At 59.8% G+C, this 19,170-nt stretch carries 16 protein-coding genes, 1 tRNA gene and 1 pseudogene; 2 read left to right on the forward strand and 16 right to left on the reverse strand.

Annotated elements, in window-relative coordinates:
• Nucleotides 1-73: 73 nt before the first annotated feature.
• The 6 genes from cysN to R5M92_RS07340 form a co-directional block, all read right to left on the reverse strand.
• Entirely contained in the window at nt 74-1,501 is a 1,428-nt protein-coding gene (cysN, locus tag R5M92_RS07315; RefSeq protein ID WP_346799009.1) for a sulfate adenylyltransferase subunit CysN, read from the reverse strand.
• Between the two features lie 13 nt (nt 1,502-1,514).
• Nucleotides 1,515-2,477, reverse strand: a complete 963-nt coding sequence (gene cysD / locus R5M92_RS07320; RefSeq protein WP_346799011.1) for a sulfate adenylyltransferase subunit CysD — start codon at nt 2,475-2,477, stop codon at nt 1,515-1,517.
• A gap of 171 nt (nt 2,478-2,648) precedes the next feature.
• Nucleotides 2,649-3,398, reverse strand: coding sequence for a phosphodiesterase (locus tag R5M92_RS07325; RefSeq protein ID WP_346799012.1), 750 nt, complete (start codon nt 3,396-3,398; stop codon nt 2,649-2,651).
• Nucleotides 3,398-3,844 (reverse strand): DUF1249 domain-containing protein, encoded by a 447-nt coding sequence (locus R5M92_RS07330; RefSeq protein ID WP_346799013.1) that lies wholly within the window; start codon nt 3,842-3,844, stop codon nt 3,398-3,400. Before R5M92_RS07330 ends, R5M92_RS07325 begins: the two co-directional genes overlap by 1 nt.
• Before the next feature lies 1 nt (nt 3,845).
• Nucleotides 3,846-4,484: an NUDIX domain-containing protein gene (locus R5M92_RS07335; protein ID WP_346799014.1), complete on the reverse strand. Its 639-nt coding sequence runs from the start codon at nt 4,482-4,484 to the stop codon at nt 3,846-3,848.
• A 90-nt stretch (nt 4,485-4,574) separates the two neighbouring features.
• Nucleotides 4,575-5,222 (reverse strand): tetratricopeptide repeat protein, encoded by a 648-nt coding sequence (locus R5M92_RS07340; RefSeq protein ID WP_346799016.1) that lies wholly within the window; start codon nt 5,220-5,222, stop codon nt 4,575-4,577.
• A gap of 258 nt (nt 5,223-5,480) precedes the next feature.
• On the opposite strand from R5M92_RS07340, the gene greB reads away from it, so the two are divergent.
• Entirely contained in the window at nt 5,481-6,026 is a 546-nt protein-coding gene (gene greB / locus R5M92_RS07345; RefSeq protein ID WP_346799017.1) for a transcription elongation factor GreB, read from the forward strand.
• Here greB and R5M92_RS07350 read toward each other — a convergent pair.
• The 9 genes and pseudogenes from R5M92_RS07350 to R5M92_RS07390 form a co-directional block, all read right to left on the reverse strand.
• Entirely contained in the window at nt 5,999-7,003 is a 1,005-nt protein-coding gene (locus R5M92_RS07350; protein ID WP_346799019.1) for a methyltransferase, read from the reverse strand. The genes greB and R5M92_RS07350 overlap by 28 nt on opposite strands.
• Entirely contained in the window at nt 7,003-7,809 is an 807-nt protein-coding gene (locus tag R5M92_RS07355; protein WP_346799021.1) for a methyltransferase domain-containing protein, read from the reverse strand. Before R5M92_RS07355 ends, R5M92_RS07350 begins: the two co-directional genes overlap by 1 nt.
• A gap of 33 nt (nt 7,810-7,842) precedes the next feature.
• Nucleotides 7,843-9,381, reverse strand: coding sequence for an amidase (locus tag R5M92_RS07360; RefSeq protein WP_346799023.1), 1,539 nt, complete (start codon nt 9,379-9,381; stop codon nt 7,843-7,845).
• Nucleotides 9,368-9,910 carry a hypothetical protein gene (locus R5M92_RS07365; RefSeq protein ID WP_346799024.1) on the reverse strand — a complete coding sequence of 181 codons (543 nt, stop codon included), beginning with the start codon at nt 9,908-9,910 and terminating at the stop codon, nt 9,368-9,370. The genes R5M92_RS07360 and R5M92_RS07365 overlap by 14 nt, the downstream gene beginning before the upstream one ends.
• A 76-nt stretch (nt 9,911-9,986) precedes the next feature.
• Nucleotides 9,987-10,841 (reverse strand): penicillin-insensitive murein endopeptidase, encoded by an 855-nt coding sequence (gene mepA / locus R5M92_RS07370; protein ID WP_346799025.1) that lies wholly within the window; start codon nt 10,839-10,841, stop codon nt 9,987-9,989.
• Between the two features lie 40 nt (nt 10,842-10,881).
• On the reverse strand, nt 10,882-11,223 hold the full coding sequence (locus tag R5M92_RS07375; protein WP_346799027.1) for a hypothetical protein: 342 nt from the start codon (nt 11,221-11,223) through the stop codon (nt 10,882-10,884).
• Nucleotides 11,169-11,996 carry an alpha/beta hydrolase family protein gene (locus tag R5M92_RS07380; protein WP_346799029.1) on the reverse strand — a complete coding sequence of 276 codons (828 nt, stop codon included), beginning with the start codon at nt 11,994-11,996 and terminating at the stop codon, nt 11,169-11,171. The genes R5M92_RS07375 and R5M92_RS07380 overlap by 55 nt, the downstream gene beginning before the upstream one ends.
• Nucleotides 11,997-12,253: 257 nt before the next feature.
• Nucleotides 12,254-13,395: pseudogene (locus R5M92_RS07385) on the reverse strand (IS3 family transposase).
• Nucleotides 13,396-13,515: 120 nt separating this feature from the next.
• Nucleotides 13,516-13,592: transfer RNA gene (locus R5M92_RS07390), tRNA-Arg, on the reverse strand.
• Nucleotides 13,593-13,798: 206 nt separating this feature from the next.
• Between R5M92_RS07390 and R5M92_RS07395 the strand changes: the two genes are divergently transcribed.
• Complete coding sequence (locus R5M92_RS07395; protein ID WP_346799031.1) at nt 13,799-16,876, forward strand: EAL domain-containing protein; 3,078 nt, start codon at nt 13,799-13,801, stop codon at nt 16,874-16,876.
• A 22-nt stretch (nt 16,877-16,898) separates the two neighbouring features.
• Here R5M92_RS07395 and R5M92_RS07400 read toward each other — a convergent pair whose 3' ends face one another.
• The gene (locus R5M92_RS07400) at nt 16,899-18,803 is read right to left on the reverse strand and encodes a diguanylate cyclase (protein ID WP_346799292.1); all 1,905 of its coding nucleotides are present in this window, start codon (nt 18,801-18,803) and stop codon (nt 16,899-16,901) included.
• Nucleotides 18,804-19,170: the final 367 nt, after the last annotated feature.

Consider the following 19,170-nt stretch of genomic DNA (forward strand, 5'->3'; position numbering starts at 1 on the left):
TTCCGTCAAATCACAGCAGATTGCTTGCTGCACCGACAGTGTGGCTCATCACAACGCGTGTCGCAAAGTCTCCTCAATGGCCTAGCAGTTGACTGACATCCTTGGCTTCCCAGTGCGGAAAATGCTTGCGCACCAAAGCATTGAGGTCGGCCTCGAACGCTGCCCAATCGGTTTGCGTGACCGATTGCAGTTGGTTGCCTGAAACCCTGCGGATCATTCCTGCCCCGACGGTGACGTTGTTCAACCGATCGACCACGGTGAAGCTTCCGGTGCCGGGGCTGGTACGGTAATCATCCAGCGGGATGGCGGCGGTCAGCTCTACCTCGCAGTGAGCAATGGCATTGAGTTCGAGACGCTCGGCCGGATGCTTTTCCAGGCTGTTGACGTCGATCTGGTAGTCGATCGTGCTCACCTGGCCGGAAAGATCGCGGGTCGCCAGCTTGAAATCGTAAAGCTTGCCCGGCACCAGGGCGTCCTCGTGCATCCACACGATATCGGCGGCGAAGGTATTCGACAGCGGTATTTCGGCATCCGCCGCCACCAGCCAATCGCCCCGGGAAATATCGATTTCATCGTCGAGGGTCACGGTGATTGCCTGGCCGGGATAGGCCGCTTCCAGGTCGCCGTCGAAGGTCACGATACGCTCGACGGTGGAGTGCTTGCCCGAAGGCAAGGCCTTGACCGCCTGGCCGGGTCGCAGGATACCGGCGGCCAGCGTGCCGCAATAGCCACGGAAATCGAGATTGGGCCGGTTGACGTACTGCACCGGTAGCCGCAGGTCGCTGAGATTCTGGTCACGGCTGATCTCGACACTCTCCAGCAGCTCGATTAGCGTCTTGTCCTGGTACCACGGCGTGCGCTCGCTGCGGTTCACCACGTTGTCGCCTTGCAGCGCCGACATGGGCACGAAGCGAATATCGCGAGCCTGAAGATTGGTGGCGAACTCACGGTACTCGGCGACGATCTCGTCGAAACGGGCCTGGGAGAATTCAACCAGATCCATCTTGTTGACCGCGATGACCAGATGCTGGATGCCCAGCAGATCGGCGATAAAGCTGTGCCGCCGGGTCTGGGTCTGTACGCCGTAGCGGGCATCGATGAGGATGATGGCAAGACTCGCCGTCGAAGCGCCTGTGGCCATGTTACGGGTGTACTGCTCGTGTCCCGGGGTATCGGCGATGATGAACTTGCGCTTGTCGGTGGAGAAGAAACGATACGCCACATCGATGGTGATGCCCTGCTCTCGCTCCGACTGCAGGCCATCGACCAGCAGCGCCAGGTCGACGGTATCGCCGGTGGTGCCGCTGGATTTCGACGCCTGGGTGATGGCGGCGAGCTGGTCCTCGTAGATCATCTTCGAATCGTGGAGCAGTCGACCGATCAAGGTCGACTTGCCGTCATCGACGCTACCGCAGGTGATGAAGCGCAGCAGGTCCTTGTTCTCGTGCTCGTGCAGGTACTGCTCGATGTTCTCGGCTATCAGGTTCGATTGGTGTGCCATCAGACTTTCCCCATTAAAAATAGCCTTCGCGCTTCTTCTTCTCCATCGACCCGGCTTGATCACGGTCGATGGCCCGGCCACTGCGTTCGCTGGTGCGGGTCAGCAGCATCTCCTGGATAATCTCGGGCAGTGTCGCGGCCTTCGACTCCACCGCGCCAGTCAGCGGGTAGCACCCCAGGGTACGAAAGCGCACCCATTTCTCTTCGGGTACTTCATTCGCCGCCAGCGGCAGGCGCTCGTCATCGACCATGACCTGCATGCCGTCACGCTCGACCACCGGCCGCGGCGCGGCGTAGTAAAGCGGCACGATGGCAATATGCTCGAGGTAGATGTACTGCCAGATATCCAGCTCGGTCCAGTTGGAGAGCGGGAAGACGCGGATCGATTCGCCCTTGTTGATCTTGGCGTTATAGGTGTTCCACAGCTCGGGACGCTGATTCTTGGGATCCCAGCGGTGATACTTATCGCGGAAGGAGTAGACGCGCTCCTTGGCCCGGCTGGCTTCTTCATCACGGCGAGCTCCGCCGAAGGCGGCATCGAAGCCGTGCTTGGTCAGTGCCTGCTTGAGCGCCTGGGTCTTCATGATATCGGTGTACTTGGCGCTGCCGTGATCGAAGGGGTTGATGTTGGCCGCCCGCCCCTCTTCGTTGGTATGCACGATCAGCTCCATGCCCGCTTCACGCGCCATGCGATTGCGAAACTCGATCATCTCGCGGAACTTCCAGGTGGTGTCGATGTGCATCAGCGGGAACGGCGGCGTGCCAGGGTAGAATGCCTTGCGTGCCAGGTGCAGCATCACCGAGGAGTCCTTGCCGATCGAGTAGAGCATGACCGGATTGTCGAACTCGGCGGCGACTTCGCGGATGATATGAATCGACTCCGCCTCGAGCTGCTTCAGGTGGGTCTGGCGTTCGGCACTCAGAATGGGCGCCGGCACTTGCTGTGCCGTGCTGGCAGCAGAAGAGAAATGGGTCATGGCCCGGTTACCTCAAGTTTGCATCGGTACGGGCATCGGCCAGGGATGCCTCAAATATAGATGCAGGGTAACGCCGCCACGATAATAACCCAAAAGAATTAATAACTATCTTTTTAGATCAAAAAGAAATTTTCTACGCTCATTTTACAAGCGTTACAGGTTTTACAAGCGCTACAGATCCACTCGCTCGATCCATGTCGTCCAGCCAGCGTTACCAGCCCTACCACTATGGAGGTCGATGACACGATAGCCAGGGCGTGAGGCTTCATCGATGGTGAAGTGTTCGGCACCGGCCAGAAATTGGTCGGTCGTCGAGGGGCAACCGTACACGCCGATGACATGGTCACCGAACCCCTGCAGCCGGGCGAACGCCTGATGGGCATGGCCGAAGAGGATGACCTTCACCTGAGGATAGGCCGCCAGGCTCTGCCAGAACGCTTCGCGATCCTGCAAGCCGATCCTGTCCATCCAGGCCGTGCCCACGTCGAGCGGCGGATGATGCATGGCGATAACCGTCGGGCGCACGTCATTCTCGAGCCGTTCCACCAGTTCCGCCAACTGCTCCGCGCCCAGTTCGCCGTGGGGCTGTCCGCTGACCTGGGTATGCAGCAACAGTAAACGCCACCCCTGCATATCGACCTCGCGATGCAACGGATGCACCGCCTCCATCAGTTCGGGTTGATCGTGATTGCCGGGAAGCCAGAACCAGGGACAGGGCAAGCTTGCCAGTATCTCCTTGGCGAGCACGTAGGAAGCCGAGGTTTCATCCTGGCTGATATCGCCGCTGACCACCACGATATCCGGGCGCTTCTCAATGACCTGCTGCACCACGATTTGAAACTGGCGCAAGGGAAACCCCGCTCGCGAGGGGGCCTCTGGGTCGGCATGCAGATGGCAGTCGGTAATCTGGACCAGCCGCATCAAGGCGTCTCCGGCAAGTCGGCGTAAAGGCCATGGGCCAAGCCGTGCTCGAGCCATTCACCGAGAAAGCGATTGAGCTGGAGCTTCTCATCGGGTTGATGCATGCGCGAATTAGGATAGCGATAGCGGCCTTCGAAGTGTCGCTCACGCTGGAAATCGGTCACTTCCGCCATGCGCACGTCATGATACAAATGTACGCGCATGCGTGGCGGCGGCATCACATCATCCCAGATTCCCGCCTGGGAGACGTGGAGAATAGTGGTGTAGGGGGCCTGTTCCTGAACCCGCAGTTGCAGCCGCCCCGCATCACGTCCCGCCGCATTGAGCACGATATCGCGGGACATGCCCGCCTCAAGCTCGCCCACCAGGCGAATCAGGCGCCAATAGTTGGCACTGCATTCTCCCTGCAGGGTTTTCAAATCCGTGACATAAGCGGCTCTTGCCATGTTAACTCCTTGCTCGTAACGAAGCGCGCTGCCCGGCCAGCCAGTGCATGGCGATCAAGCTCATGGCGTTGTCCAGTCGACCGTTTTCCAGAAGCTCCCAGGCGCGGGCGAAACTCACCACATGCACGCGAATGTCTTCGTGCTCCTCGTCCAGGCCATGCACCCCGCCCAGGCCGCAACTATCGATCAGACCACAGAACAGCGTGACTTGCTCATTGCAGGCGCCGGGGCTGGGATAATAGGTATGCAACTTGATCAGCTCTCCGACGTTGCAGCCCGATTCCTCCAGGGCTTCACGCCGGGCGACATCCTCGAGGCTCTCTCCTTCCTCGACCAAGCCCGCTACCACTTCGAGCTTCCAAGGTGAATGTAGATCATCGATGGCACCGGCACGGAACTGCTCCACCATCACGACCGCATCGCGCTTGACGTCATAGAGTAGTACACCCACGGCATCGAAACGGTCATGCACTTCACGCGTCATGACATTGCTCCAGCCACCCTCGAACAGACGGTGACGAAGTTCAAGCGCTTCCAGGCGGAAAAAACCTTGATACAGGCAACGGCGCTGCTGCAATTCGACGTCATCGCGTCCCAGCAGTGGTCGAGCCAAATCATCGGTTGTGTGGGTAGTGGTCATGGAGAACTCCCGGGTAAACATTGACCTATTATCAATGGCTGTACCCGGGAATGCCAATCGGGGAACCGCGCGCTATAGAGAAAGAACCGCTTACAAGCTGTTCAACAGCGCCTCGGCTTCGCCGCGTAACGCTTCATCGGAGGCTTGACGGCCTTCTCGGGCCTCGCCCTCCACCGCTCGCTGGGCATGGCCTCGCGCTTCGTCCTCGCGTCCCTCTTCCTTCAGATAAGCGGCATAGTAGAAATTGGTGTCGATACCGTTGGGGCGAATCTCGAGGGCCCGCTGGAACATGCGCTCCGCCGTTTCGCTGTTGCCGAACCCGAGCGGTCGTCCCGGCGCCCGGTCGTACAAGGCGCCCAGCGTGACATAAGCCGAGCCGTTGCCGCCCTGGGGGTCCAGCTCGATCGCACGTTCCAGTACGCTGCGCGCATCCTTGGCGCTGCCCAGCGCGCCCAGACCACTGCGCTCCCGTGCGTAGGAGGCAAGAATGATGCCCTGCCAGACCAGCACGTCGGCCTCCGCCTCATGCTCCTGCGCCAGGGCCTCGGCTTCTTCGGCCAGCGCCTCCAGGGTGTTGCGTCGTTCGCTGGAATCTTCCATCTGGGTCGTGGTGTGCTCCCAGCGGCTTTTCAAGGAGAACAGTTCGTCTTCATAGGCCCAGCCACTCAAGGGTGCCAACAGCAAGCCTGTCCCCAACAGGGCGGCGAGAATTGGTTGATACGGATGACGATGCTTCATGATGAAACTCCGATTGTTGTTGTGCCCGCAACGCGGTAAACAAGACGAGAACCAAGAATTCGGTTGGCTCACAGGCAATGTAACGAACGTTTGAATGATTGACCACCCTATATGACCTGGTGTGCCGAGGCCGGCTCCCGTATCGTGCATGTGAAGACTCACGACAAGTTGATACGCACCCTGGGGATGGAACAGTGACCGACAAGCGCAAGCGCCTTCACCAACCCGCTCAATGGAATCAATTCAAGGTGAATTCCGATGAAAGGCCGTAATATGACCCGCTGGCGGGACCCGGCCAAGGACCCCCGACAGGAACCGAAGAGCAACCTGATCACCGCGGAAGGTGCGGCACGACTACGCGGCGTGCTCGACCACCTGACGCGCGTCAAGCGACCCGCACTCTCCACCAAGGTAGGCGAAGCCGCCGCCCAGGGAGACCGCAGCGAAAACGCCGATTACACCTACAACAAGAAGGAGCTCAACCGCGTCATTGCTCGCATCGGCTACCTGACCAAGCGGCTGGACGAGGTTCAGGTAGTGGACCGTCTCCCCGCCGACCAGGAGAAGGTCTATTTCGGTGCCCATGTCACCCTCGAAGACGAGGAAGGCGAGGAGATACATATCCGTATCGTAGGCCATGACGAGACCCGGACCGAAAACCGCTGGATCAGTGTGGATGCGCCACTGGCCAAGACCCTGCTGGGCAAGAGACTGGATGATGACGTCACCGTGCTGGCGCCGGGCGGTGAAACCACTTACATCATCACCGCTATTTCCTATACGGCGCCGTCGGCAAAAGCCTGATAGACACGAAACCGGCGGTTATCCGCCAGCGTTTCAAACCCGCCGAAGGTCTCCTCCAGCACCTGGGGATAAGGCAGAAAGGCATTGGCCACGATGACCAGACGGCCGCCTCGGCTCAGGTATTGCGGCGCCTGGCGAATCAAACGCGCCGCCGGGCCGTAGTCGATGCTCCGCTCCTGATGAAACGGCGGGTTGCTGACGATGGTATCGAAGCGCCGCTCGTGAAGCGCCGAGTAGACATCGCTCGCCAACACGTCTCCCTGCAAGCCGTTGGCGGCCAGGGTGCGCCGGGTCGCCTCCACGGCGAAATGATTGACGTCCACCGCCGTTATCCCGCAGCCCTGCCGGGCCAGGGTCGCGGCAAGAATGCCATCGCCACAGCCCATGTCCAGCACCCTCGAGCGCTGCGTTGGCTGCCATCTGGGCAAGGTATCCAGCAGCAGCTGAGTCCCTTCGTCCAGCTTGCCGTGGCCGAATACGCCGGGATGGCTTTCCAGCACCAATCCATTGGCGGAAAACCGTATCCATTCATCGGCCGCTTGCGGCCCGGTCTGCGGGCTCCGGGTAACGAAAAGCGAGCAGCGCCTGGCGCTGTCGATCTTCTCGCTTTCCATACCCATGGCCTCGAGCAGCTTGGGCACCCGCTTGATACCGCCCTGGTTTTCCCCGACGACGGTAAACGGCGTGCCCGGCGGAAGCTGTCGGCACAACCATTCAAGCCACCACTGCCCCAGTTGCAGCGCCTTGGGCCAGAACAGCACCCACTGCCCCGCTTCGTCTACAGCCAAGGAGTCGAAAGGCGTCAAACCTGATTTCCCTGCGGCACGAAAGCTATTCAGTACGGCGTGATCGGCGCTGATAACTGCCTTCGCCCGGGCCTGGAGCCAGGCATCCACAGGAGGCGCCACCCAGCATGGCGAAGGGTAAGCCTCGGCGTGGCGTTCAAGCAGCTGCCCTACGGGAGTTTGCGCTTGCATTAATCGGACTCCGGTTTGACCAAGGTGTAAAGGAGATAGCGGCCCAGGCGCCAGTGCGGCTCGCTGCGGCTATGACGCAGCTCGAGGGCCAGCAAGTGCGCTTGAGCCTCGGCATCGAGTGGAGCTTGACGCAGGTAATCCTGAAAAACTCTCACCCCCGCCACGGCCGTCATCTCCAGCCCACTCTCCTGCGCCCAGGCGAGGATTTCATCGTGGCTAAGTGGCGAGATCGGCGTCAGGCGTTGGCGTTGCCCGGTCCCCGCCAGGCGCTCACTCCAGGCTTTCTCCAGGTTGCCCTTGATGATGTTGGAAAAACGCAGCGCATCACGGTTGAACACCATCAGCGACAGCTGACCGCCGGGAGCCAGCAGGTCGGCCAACCTCGCCAGGGCGGCGCGGGGATCGCCCAGCCACTCCAGTACCGCATGGCAGACAATCAGCGGCCACGGCCCCGGGGCTGTATGGGCCAATTCCTGAAGCGAAGCTTGCAGGAGCGTGACAGGAGTCTCCTTCAGCGCCTCCCGTGCGTGAGCCAGCATTTCGGCCGAGGGCTCGGCCAGGGTAAGCGGATGGCCGCGTTGGGTCAGCCATGCCGACAGCTGCCCCAATCCACCACCCACGTCCAGGCAGGGCTGCCGCTCCAGTTGGAGCATTTCGGGCAGCAACTTATCCAGCAGCGCCAGGCGCAACTCGCCGCGCGGAGCGTTATACAGCGTACGCGAGAACTTCTCCGCCAGCCCGTCGAAATAACGGTCACCGGCGGCAGTCAAATGGTTAACAGAGGGTGGATCGGAAGAGCAAGGCATGGATCAGGGAGCCGCCATAAATAAAACGCCAGTTTACGCGTTATCCAGGCAAGTCTCATCTGGTTGAAGGCGCTGGGGCGGGGCAAATTCAGGCGTCAACCAAGGCCCCTGGGCTTCCAGTTGCGCCGCCAGGGCCAACAGCAATCTTTCCGCCCCTACGGCACCCACCACCTGCACCCCAACCGGCAAACCGTCCGGCGTGACATGCAGCGGCAGCGACATGGCCGGCTGTCCGGTGAGATTGGCCAGCTGAGTAAAGGGCGTGCGGCTCAGGGCATCCCGCGCCAGGTGCTTGAGCGCCCCCGCCTTCAAGGCAAGGGCGGGCATGCCAGGCAGCGCCAGCAGCTTCATCATTTGCTCTTGCATGGTAGTGGGCGCCAGCTCGCCCAGTTTGGGCGCCGGTGCCGCCGTGACCGGCAGCACCCAGGCGTCGAAGCGTTGATGAAAGTCCCCCATCGTGCGCCCGGGGACATTCCAGTAACGCTTGGCTCGTTCGTATTCGTGAGCGGCAAGCCGGCTCCCCAGGCGCCCGATGGCGCGGGTGGCGGGCTCAACAGCCAGATGCTTGAGCGAGACGCCGGTCTCCTCGGCGATCCAGCGCAGGTCAGCCGCCAGATGCCCCAGGTAGAGCGTCAGGTAACTATCGGCCAAGGCATCGCCGTCAAGCTCCGGATCACACCATTCAACCGTGTGTCCCAACGCTTCCAGTCGACGGCCGGTACGCTCCACCGCCTCGATAACGTCGGGGTCGAGCCGGGTCCCCAGGCCCTGGCTCAATGAGTTCCCCAGGGACAAGGCGATCCTCAAGGGCGGCGGCGGCCGGTTTATCGCCTCGGTGAATCCCGACTCCTGGGGCATGGGGAACGGCCCGCCGCTATCCATGCCGTTGATATGGTCCAGCAACATGGCGCTATCGCGTACGCTGCGTGTCAGCCCGTGTTCTATCACCGCCCCTTGCCACACTTGCGCATGCAGCGGTCCCAGCGGTACCCGGCCGCGAGAAGGCTTGAAGCCGAACAGCCCGCAGTAGGCGGCGGGGATGCGCAGCGAGCCACCGCCATCACCGCCCATCGCGATAGGCACGAACCCGGCCGCTACAGCGGTTGCCGCACCCCCACTGGAGCCGCCCGGTGAGTACCCCGGCTTCCATGGATTGACGGGATGAGCATAGGCATGCGGCTCGGTAATACCCATCAGGCCCAGCTCGGGGGTGGCGGTCTGCCCGACGATCACCAGGCCGGCACGACGCAATCGCTTGACCAAAGTGCTGTCGCAAGGGGCCTTCCAGTTGCTTAGGGCAGCGCTGCCGAAGCTGAGCGGCTCGCCGCCTATCGCCATCAGCAGGTCCTTGGTCAAGGTCGGCACCCCGGCGAACGGTGTCCTCTGCGCCAAGGCGGCACTTTCCCGACGAGCCTGATCGAAGCGCGTTCGCACTACTCCAGATGTGGCGGCATCCACGGCCTCGATCGCAGCGCAGCACACCGTCAGCACCTCTTCCCGGCTCACCTCGCCTTGCTGTATCAGTTGGGCCAGACCGGTCGCATCGTACTGCTGGTATTCATCGAAGCGCATACTTTTCCCTGAACAGTTGCTGCAAGGCATTACAGCGTAAGGCCAGCTCGGCGTCGCACGCCTTCCGGTCAGTGCCCTGCCCCAGCAGGAAAAGGTCCATGATCCATCCTTGCTGCCGAGACTCACCGAAGGTGGCGCGCTGTAGCTCAAGCTGGGCGGCGTCCTCACCTTCCGGAAAGGCATCCTCGGCGTGCAGGGCTTCCAGCAGGTTTCCAGCGAACAGCAGGCAGCTGTCGAAATGGCTGAATAACTGTCGATCCCGGAAGATGAATCCAATGACCGCCACATGCACCATGGCTCCCTCAAAGGCATGATAGGTGCTGTCGATACGCACCGACTCGAACCGCCCCTCGGAGCCGTTAAGCACTTTCAGCAATTCCCTGAGCGCAGGTTGGCCCACCACCTCGGGTATCTGGTCGATCTGCTCCGGATGCTCTACCAGGGATCGGTAGGGGTGGATCACGCCTCCCTCATATTCCTCGCGACCGTAAGGAATCCTGAAGGTCTCGTCATCCAGTGTGATACGCATACTGACTTTTCTCGGCATGCCTGCTCCGCTTTCCTTAGGGTCTATTCGCTATCTCATAGCTCGATATCGGCCCCGCTCATTCGGCATTCAAGACGGCCTGGCAAGCAGACGGTAGATTGCGGCTCGGGCTGGGGTAGACGGCTGGACGCGGCGTATTGGGGATCGATTGACAGCCATCGCCTGCCGGTGGCGCGGGCTGATCGACACACTCCGTTGCACCGGGTGCCGCTGCACCGGGTGGGCAACGTAGACGCACATGCAGATGCTCGTCATGGGAATGCCAAGGTCGTACCCGGCGTAGCCAGGATCGGTCGTCCCATTCGCGGCTGCAGAGATCACGCTTCACCGCGCCATCAACGAAGATACGCGCCACTCGGGAGTCGTCAGCGGCTAGACGAATCAATTCGGCATGCTGATCGGTCCAGCGTTCATCGACCCGCTGGGTGACCGGGTCGACAAGGATAGGCTGCTCCAGACCTTCCCTATCCTGGTAATTGAGCAGGGGCAAATCGAGGCGGAACCAGATATCGACATCGAGCCCGCTCTGGTGGCTGACGTGCCCAGTGGACATTGGACCACCGCGGGGCTGTGCCATGTCACCCACGAGAATCGGCCCGAAGCCCGCTTCATCGACGCGCTGCCCGAGTCGTTCGACGTAATCGACCAGAGACGGATGGCCATAGTGGCGATGGCGCTGGAGATCGACCGCCTGGTACCCCACGCCATCTTCGGGCAATTGCTCGGCGCCTACCAGGCAGGCTCCCCCGTGGTGACCGATGATCCGCGGCTCGCCTTCCAATGGTCCCGGTACTGCCGCCCAATCTTCTTCCTGGCCGAAAGCACTCGAAAGGCCCAGGCCCATCAACAGCATCGCGCTCAGAAGCCCGACAGTAGCGTGGCTTGCCATGCGCAAGATGTGAGTGAAAAACATATTGACTTCCCTGATATCGTTCGTCCTCGATAGCGGATTGTCATTCTGCACGCGTCACTAACGCGTCTGTTGCGATAGCCATTCCAGGCCAGGCCAGGCCAGGCCGGTAGAGCATGTCGTGTCCGCCTTCGAACAGTACCAGCTCGGCCGGCCCGGATTGAAGGAGCAGCACTACCTCGGCACCGGCTTCCTCGAAGTGAGGAAAGTCACGATCCTGGTGGGTGGAACGCTCGACCAAGGCGTCGGGAACCTGGCGGGTTTCCATGAGCTGCTCGATTTGCTCCTGAGCGATCCGGTCTTCTTCGCTCGCCAGATCGTTGAACGCATTCAGCGCCTGCTCGGGGGGCACTGTCTCATCCTCGATACCATGGGCGATGAGCACACGCATCTGTCCTGCCACATCGGGGACATGAGCACTGGGCTGCGCTTCACACACTCTTCGTGGCCTGCATTGCCTTCGCCGGGCTCCCCTCCGCACCCCTCGACAATCTCACCTGCGTACTTCTCGCCACGCGCTTCATTCCATTGATACCACGTTTCCAGGTCGTATACGGGCACCCAGGCAGCGACCCCGGCGAAGACATTCGGCTGTCGGCTCGCCAGATGCAGCGCATTCATGGCGCCTCCCGAATATCCCAACACGTAGATACGGTTTTCGTCGATCGTTGCATTCTCGCGGGCGTAGTCGAGTGCATCCTGCATATCGGAAATGGCCAGTTCCGAGGCCATCGCCTCCGGCCGCCCATCGTTCTGGCCGCGGAAATCGGGATGCATGAAGACCCAATCATTGGCGACCGCGAATTGCGCTAGAGGGATATCGATACTCTGCAGGTAGTCACTGCTCCAGCTATGCAACACGAGTAATAGCGGTTTTTTGTCCTCCGACCCCGAATCGAAATAGAGCGCCTTCTGATCGCTGTCATCGGCAGAAGCCGGGATTTCGATATGCTGGATGTCGGTCACGTTCCGCTGCCAACTTTCAAGATCCTCATCGATGGCTGGGAAGTCATTGACGCGCAAATGCTGGCTTGGATGCTCAAGACCTACCGCATCGCTATCGCTAGACCCTAGCGCGGGCCTGTCAGACTCAGCAGCCCATACCGCCCCAGGCACAAGGGCGGACACGGTCAGCGCTAGACCTATCGCCAGCGCCATCCTTGCAGTACCAAGCCCATACCTACCCCTCGACGTCCTATCGCTGGATAAAAAAGCAAACCCAAGTTTGACAAGCCATGAAATGCTAGCAAATGACGGCCACCTCTGACGTAACTCTTCCATGTCTTCGTCTCCTGGCATTGTATTTGTGTCTCGCCTTCAGTCTAGTTGCCAGGCGATGGGGTGCCAGCAGAGAAACCGACGACATGTCCCGGGCCGCCGGGTCCTGTTCTGGTCAAGTCAGAGCGAACACATTTTCAAGCCGCAGCCGCCAGTTCGATCTCCCTCGGCGTCTGATAGCCTAGGGTCGAGTGAAGCCGGCAACTGTTGTACTCCATCTCGATGTAGTCGATTACATCCCGCCGTGCCGCCTGTCGGCTCGCATACCGCTGGTCAGCCAACCACTCGCTTTTCAGTGAGCCAAAAAAGCGCTCCATGACGGCATTATCCCAGCAGTTCCCCTTGCGGCTCATCGAGGCCTGGAACCCATGCCGAACAAGCGTGCCGCGGTACTCATGCGACGCGTATTGGCTCCCGCGATCGCTATGATGAATCAACCCTCTACCGGGTTGCCGGCGGCCCACGCCCATCTCCAGGGCGTCCAGGACCAGTTGCGTGCGCATGTGCTCGGCCATCGCCCAGCCCACCAACTGCCGGTCGTGGAGGTCGAGCACCGCCGCCAGGTAGAGCCATCCTTCCAACGTCCAGATAGCCGTAATATCAGCCACCCAGGCCCGATTCGGTGCCGCCACCGTGAATTGGCGATTCAAGAGGTTGGGCGCCACCGGCAGGGTGTGCTGGGTATCGGTCGTATGACGCCAGCGTCGCCGCTGGCGTGCCTCTACACCGGCTTCCCGCATCAGGCTTCGGGCCTGGTAACGACCGACCTCATAGCCACGGCGTCGCAGTTCTTTGGCCATGCGGCGGCTGCCGTAGCTGCCGCGCTTCCGGCGATGGATCTCTCTGACCTCATGGAGCAGGGCCTGTCGATGGTCATCAGGGTCACGTCGTCGCCAGGCATAGAAACCGCTCCGGCTGACCCGCATGACCCGACACAACACGGCCACGGGGTAGGTGGCCTTCTCCGACTCGATGAACTGGTATCTCAGTTCGACTCTTTGGCGAAGAAGGCCGCCGCCTTTTTTAAAATATCCTTTTCAACCTGAAGCTTACGAACTTCTTCGCGGAGCTTCTTGATCTCGGCGTCGCGATCGTCCTCCTGCCGCCCCGGGGTGCCGGAGCCCTGCTGGCGGTGCTTGCGGCACCAGCGGTCCAGCACGCTGCGCTCCACGCCCAGGCGCCGGGCGGCCTCGGATACGGAATACCCCTGATCGCTCACCAGGCTCACTGCATCCGCCTTGAATTCATCGGAAAACCGACGTCGAGTCTTCTTGGTCATGAACACCTCCACTGCCTCCATTATGAGGCTTACCGGGGTGTCCGCTCTAATTGGACCACTTCAGCAAAGCCTGGATCAGCTTGCTGCACAGTCCAATACTGATTTACTTGCTGATTAAACTGGCGTCCCTGGCAGGATTCGAACCTGCGACCTGCCGCTTAGGAGGCGGCTGCTCTATCCTGCTGAGCTACAGGGACTGAAGGCGCGCCAGTATAACTTCTTGCTAAGCTGCGGCCAACCGGCCGTGCAAATCGTCCGGCAAGACTCGTTAACTGGATGAAACCAAACGCACTATAAATAAGTAAAAGGTGATATTTTGCCGTTCCGTACGATTCGTCCAGCCCCTAGACAGCTGCTCCAACTTCAGGGAAAGTAGACAAATACGCTCGTTACGGCACAACTTATGCAATCGCCAGCTTCTGCCACCGCTGAAACCCAACGTCTACTGGTATTGAAGCGCTATACGCTCAATGACCGTAGCCGTGACCCAAGCCTGGATCGCATCACACGCTTGGCCGCCATGGTGTGTCATACGCCCTATGCAGCCATCACCATGGTGGAAGATGACAGTCAATGGCTGAAGAGCCGCTATTGCGATTCGGACGACAAGCCCTTTCCTCAGGCTCGCTTTTGTCGTCACGTCGTCGGCATACGCTCCTTCCTCGAGCTGAGGGATACACGCATCGATTCCGACATCAGCCCTGCGATTAGCCACAGTAGCGAATTTCCCCATATCCGCTTTTATGCCGGCATGCCCTTGATCACGCCCGAGGGCGAGGCACTCGGTGTGTTGTGTGTCTTCGACGTCCAGCCCGGTCGTCTTTCCGCCATTCAACGCGAGCTCATCGAGCTGCTGGCCGAGCAGGTCGTCACCCTATTAAGCCAGCGCTGCCTGTTGCGAACCCATAAAATGATGGAAAAAGCCGGTATCGGCATATGGGAGATGGACGCCGCCACCCGAGTTACCTGCTGGAACAGCGTCATTCATGATCTTTATGATCTTGGCCCTGAATACAGCCGGAATCTCAGCAAGCACCTGGAATCCTACCCTCCCCAAGATCGCGAACGGCTCCTTTCGGCACTCGAGCAGGCTGTCGAATTTCATCATCCCTTCAATGACACCTATCAGATGACGTCCGCCAAGGGTGTGCAGCGCTGGGTAAGGATTACCGGGTTTCCCATCGTGGCGAACGGCCGTGTAGAACAGCTTATCGGCACGCTACACGATGTCACTCCGCGCAAGAAGATCGAGTCTCAACTGCTCCAGCAGCAAGCCCTCGAGCGCGCCATCATGCGTGCCCAGGCCTGCTTTATCGACGAACGCGACAACACCATCGCCTTCGACACTTTGCTCAACGACATCCTGGCGCTGACCCACAGCGAATATGGTTTCATCGGCGAAATCCATCGCCACCCGGACCAAACGCCCTACATGCAGACCCAGGCCTTGAGCGACATCACCTGGGACCAGGCATCGAGGGAGTTCTATGCCCAATCAATGGATGGCATGGTGTTTTCCAATCTCGACACGCTGTTTGGTCATGTCATGGTGCATGAACAAACTGTGATCTCGAACCATCCAGCGGATGACCCGCGTAGCCAGGGCCTACCTGCCGGCCATCCGCCACTCAAGGCATTCCTAGGCGTACCTATCCACGTCGATAATGAACTGGTCGCCATGCTGGGGCTCACCAATCGCCCAGGCGGGTATGACGAAAGACTGGTCAGCTTCCTCGCCCCGCTGCTGGGCAGTATCGGCCAACTGGTCAATAGTTTACGCGTGCATCGACGTCATTGTCTCGACCAGCAGGCGATCGCTCGTCTCTCGATGGTGGCCAGAAAAACCAGCAACGGCGTATTGATCACCGATGCCAATGGCGCCATTGAATGGATCAACGAAGGTTTTACCCGTCTAAGCGGATATGAACTCGACGACGCACAAGGCCAACAGCCCGTTGACCTGCTGCTCGGACCACAAACCGACAAAGCCACCACTGCCCGGATAATCGATGCCCTGCAGCGCCAGGAGAGCTTCGAGGAAGAGCTGTTGCACTACCGCAAGGATGGCTCGACTTATTGGGCTCATGTCAGCTGCAACCCACTCTCCCCGTCGGATCATCCCGGTGGCGGCTTCATTGCGTTGCAATCCGACATCAGCGCCGCCAAGGCTCACGCCGACGCGCTTTATAAGGTCGCTAACCTGGATGAACTCACCGGCTTGCCCAATTTACGTCTGATTCATAGCCAGCTGCGCCATCTGGCTCAGCAAGCCGATACCCGGCAGATCGGCTTGCGCGTCCACGTGCTGGATCTGGATGACTTCAAGCGTGTCAATGAATTGCTGGGGCACGAGAGCGCCGACACCGTCCTGCGGCTGATGGCCGAACGCCTCACTCGTGCCGTAGACGACAACGGGCTCGTCGGACGCTTGGGCGGGGATGAATTCGTGGTGATCTTGACGGAGGAGGAAGACGCCGAGACACCGACTTCCGAGACGCTGCTCGCCGCTATCGCCCCGCCATTCGAACTGTCAGGCCAACGCCTAAAGCTGACGACAAGCCTCGGGGTCACGCGTTACCCTCAGGACAGCGCCGACCCCGACACGCTGATCCGGCATGCCCACCAGGCGCTCTACCAGGCCAAGCGACAGGGCGCCGGCAGTGTCGCCATATACGATGCCGCCGAAGAGCTGCTTATTCGCGAACAGCGCCAGGAACGACTGGAGATTGCCGATGCGCTTCAACGCGATGAATTCCAGCTCTTCTATCAACCCCAGGTGGATTTGAAGACCCGTCGCGTCATCGGTGTCGAGGCTCTGATACGCTGGCAGCATCCCCAGCGCGGGCTGCTTCCTCCCGCCGCTTTCCTGCCCCTGGTGGCAGGATGCGAACTGGAAATCACCTTGGGCGAATGGGTCATCAACGCCGCCCTGAAACAGCTGATGCGTTGGAAATCCAGCGGCATCGACGTGCCGGTCAGTATCAATATAAGCCCGCAACATCTACTCCATCCGGGATTCATTACTCAGTTCCAGAGCTTACTGGAGAGTTTCCCCGGGCTTCCTCCCGGGTTGTTGGCGCTGGAGATTCTTGAGTCCGCCACGCTCGATGATACGCAGGCGGCCCTCGCCGTTCTCGAGGAGTGCCGTCGCTTGCGTGTGGATGTCGCCCTGGATGATTTCGGCACCGGCTACTCGTCACTAGCCTATTTTCGCCACCTGCCGGTGCAGTTGATCAAGGTCGATCGCGATTTCGTACGGGACATGCTGGTCAATGAAGACGACAAGGCCATCGTCGAGAGCGTTGTCTTCCTGGCGCGCAAGTTCTCGCGCGCGGTACTTGCCGAAGGCGTCGAGACCATGGCTCATGCCGAGGCACTGGTCGATCTCGGCTGCTTCCTCGCCCAAGGTTACGGTATTGCCCGGCCCATGCCTGCGGCGGACTTTCCTGTCTGGTTGGAAGAGTGGCAGGCTGCACAATAATACGGCGACGACAGGCTTGGCCTCATTTACTCGCCTCCAGGGCATACTCCTCTCCCGGCATGGCTACCACGATCCCGTTCCTCCCCTGGTCCTTGGCCTCATAGCTGGCGCTGTCGGCACGGGACATCACGCTTTCTATACTCTGATCGTTATCATCGAAAGCAGTGAGACCGATACTCAAGGTCACCCGATACACCTGGCCATTCTGAGTTACGGAAATGTCCGCCACCGCCTGGCGTAGCGATTCCGCGATTTTCCTCGCTTGCCCCAGGGTACAACTGGGCAGTAGCACGGCGAACTCATCCCCACCCTGACGGGCCACATGATCGCTTCTGCGTACTTCCCAGGCCACTACCTGGGCGATACGGCGGAGCATCTCATCGCCAAGAGCATGGCCGCCCTCATCATTGATGGGCTTGAAATGGTCAAGATCGAACAGCAGCAAGGCAGAAGGAGTGCTGGTCTTCTGGAAGTCCGCCAAGGCCTCTTCCAGTCGACGAATGAATCCCCGGCGATTCAATAGCCCCGTCAATGGATCATGCTCGGCTTCCCAGCGCTGGATGGCTTCCTGCTGGCGGCGCTCGGTAATATCCTTGACCATTCCCACCAGCCCCAGCGAATGGTCGCCTTGATTGACCATTACCGCTCGTGCATGCACCTCCAGCCATAAGGTCTCACCGTCCTCACGTACAAAGCGAAACTGGCGCAGGAACTCGCTTCCTGTCTTCAAGCTATGGCGCCACATGTCTACGGCCCCACCAAAATCATCGGGATGAATCTGCTTGCCCCATTTATCCGACTGTGCTGCCGCCTCTAGCCCCAAAAGCTCCAACAGTGCCGGGTTCATGTAGGTGATATTCCCTTCGAAATTGGCCACGAACATCCCCAGGGGAGTTGAGTTCAACACGGAATCCAGAAAGGCCTGACGCTCCTGGAGACTGGCCAACAGATTCTGACGCTCATCCTCCACGCGATTGAAGGTGTCCGACACCTGCCGCAGCTCCATCATGGCGGTATCCAGGTCCACCTTGTCACGCTTGCCCTTCCCCACTTCACCGATCTGGGCTTCCAAGTGTCGTAGGGGCAACAGCATTTCGTGTATCAACCACCACAGTAGCGGCAGCATGAGCAAAGCCAGGCAGACCCATACCCACCATAATTTGCGAATGAAACCACCCAACGGCTCCTGAGCTTGCTCCATGGGCAGAAACAAGCCGACGATCCAATCCGCCGGCCATATCTGAGCGTAGGATTGCAATCCCACTCGGCCATTCAGTAGCGGGCCGATAGCCTCTCCCGTCCAGCCATCGAGCGCCTGGTCCAGCCAGGGATTGATGGCTGCGGTCGGGACATCCTGCATGATCAGCGAACGATCGGGATGGTGCAGAATCTTACCGGATGCCGTGGTGACCCCCGCATATCCTTCGTTGCCCAGGCGGATACGCGACAGCCGGTCGAACAAGCCGCTACTATCGAGACTTACCAGCCCCCCGACGAAACCGGAAAATTCACCCTGCTCATTATTGCGGGGGGCACCCACCAACACCATCGGCATGCCGCTGGCTCGCCCCACAAAAGGCTCGCTGACATAGGGCTGGAGTGTCCCGCGCATCATCTGGAAATATTCCAGGCTTGAAGTCGATAGACCCACTCGCCCTTCCACTACCGGCCAGTCAGCGAGAATGCGTCCCTCGGCATCTCCTATCACTATGCCTTCGAACCACTCCAGCAACGGTGCATGACGACTCAATTCGGTTCGCAACCAGCCTGGGTCGTCTCTAGGACCCAGCGAATTGGCCAGTTGCTCCATGGCTCGTATCCGATTTTCCATTTGCTGGGTGACTTCATCCGCCACCAGCGTGGATTCGTAGCGTAGATGCGCGAGATTGGTTTCATGCACCAGCGACTTGCCGAATTGCCACGCCATGCCCAGTACCAGAGCTACCACCAGCAACCAGGTAAACGCCAGCCCCAATAGAAGCCGACCTTGAAGCGTGGAAAAGAGGTGAAAGAACCTTACGCCACGATTAAAGCGCACGGGCTATCCTTTTGGATCACAAATTGTCCTTTCGCCAATATAGAAAAGCTCCTCATTTTCAGGAGACGTCACTCCAACGAGATTATCGCACACATTCTATTTCATACCCTGCCTTGTACTCTATCTCATACGTTAACTTGGAATCTCCTAATAGCCCGCCATAACCAATGGGCCGACAAGATCGTCTATCAACGCTTTGATACACATCACGGCTTGCGGCCACTAAAAAGCCGGCCCACTAAGGGCCGGCTTATCT

The sequence above is a fragment of the Halomonas sp. Bachu 37 genome, from assembly GCF_039691755.1.
Lineage (GTDB): Bacteria > Pseudomonadota > Gammaproteobacteria > Pseudomonadales > Halomonadaceae > Vreelandella > Vreelandella kashgarensis.

Coding starts and splice junctions, on each gene's coding strand:
- greB (WP_346799017.1), top strand. CDS start 5,481: ATGAAAGGCCGTAATATGACCCGCTGGCGGGACCCGGCCAAGGACCCC.
- R5M92_RS07350 (WP_346799019.1), bottom strand. CDS start 7,003: ATGCAAGCGCAAACTCCCGTAGGGCAGCTGCTTGAACGCCACGCCGAG.
- R5M92_RS07365 (WP_346799024.1), bottom strand. CDS start 9,910: ATGCGTATCACACTGGATGACGAGACCTTCAGGATTCCTTACGGTCGC.
- R5M92_RS07380 (WP_346799029.1), bottom strand. CDS start 11,996: ATGGCGCTGGCGATAGGTCTAGCGCTGACCGTGTCCGCCCTTGTGCCT.
- R5M92_RS07360 (WP_346799023.1), bottom strand. CDS start 9,381: ATGCGCTTCGATGAATACCAGCAGTACGATGCGACCGGTCTGGCCCAA.
- cysN (WP_346799009.1), bottom strand. CDS start 1,501: ATGGCACACCAATCGAACCTGATAGCCGAGAACATCGAGCAGTACCTG.
- R5M92_RS07355 (WP_346799021.1), bottom strand. CDS start 7,809: ATGCCTTGCTCTTCCGATCCACCCTCTGTTAACCATTTGACTGCCGCC.
- mepA (WP_346799025.1), bottom strand. CDS start 10,841: ATGTTTTTCACTCACATCTTGCGCATGGCAAGCCACGCTACTGTCGGG.
- cysD (WP_346799011.1), bottom strand. CDS start 2,477: ATGACCCATTTCTCTTCTGCTGCCAGCACGGCACAGCAAGTGCCGGCG.
- R5M92_RS07335 (WP_346799014.1), bottom strand. CDS start 4,484: ATGACCACTACCCACACAACCGATGATTTGGCTCGACCACTGCTGGGA.
- R5M92_RS07340 (WP_346799016.1), bottom strand. CDS start 5,222: ATGAAGCATCGTCATCCGTATCAACCAATTCTCGCCGCCCTGTTGGGG.
- R5M92_RS07325 (WP_346799012.1), bottom strand. CDS start 3,398: ATGCGGCTGGTCCAGATTACCGACTGCCATCTGCATGCCGACCCAGAG.
- R5M92_RS07400 (WP_346799292.1), bottom strand. CDS start 18,803: ATGGCGTGGCAATTCGGCAAGTCGCTGGTGCATGAAACCAATCTCGCG.
- R5M92_RS07395 (WP_346799031.1), top strand. CDS start 13,799: ATGCAATCGCCAGCTTCTGCCACCGCTGAAACCCAACGTCTACTGGTA.
- R5M92_RS07330 (WP_346799013.1), bottom strand. CDS start 3,844: ATGGCAAGAGCCGCTTATGTCACGGATTTGAAAACCCTGCAGGGAGAA.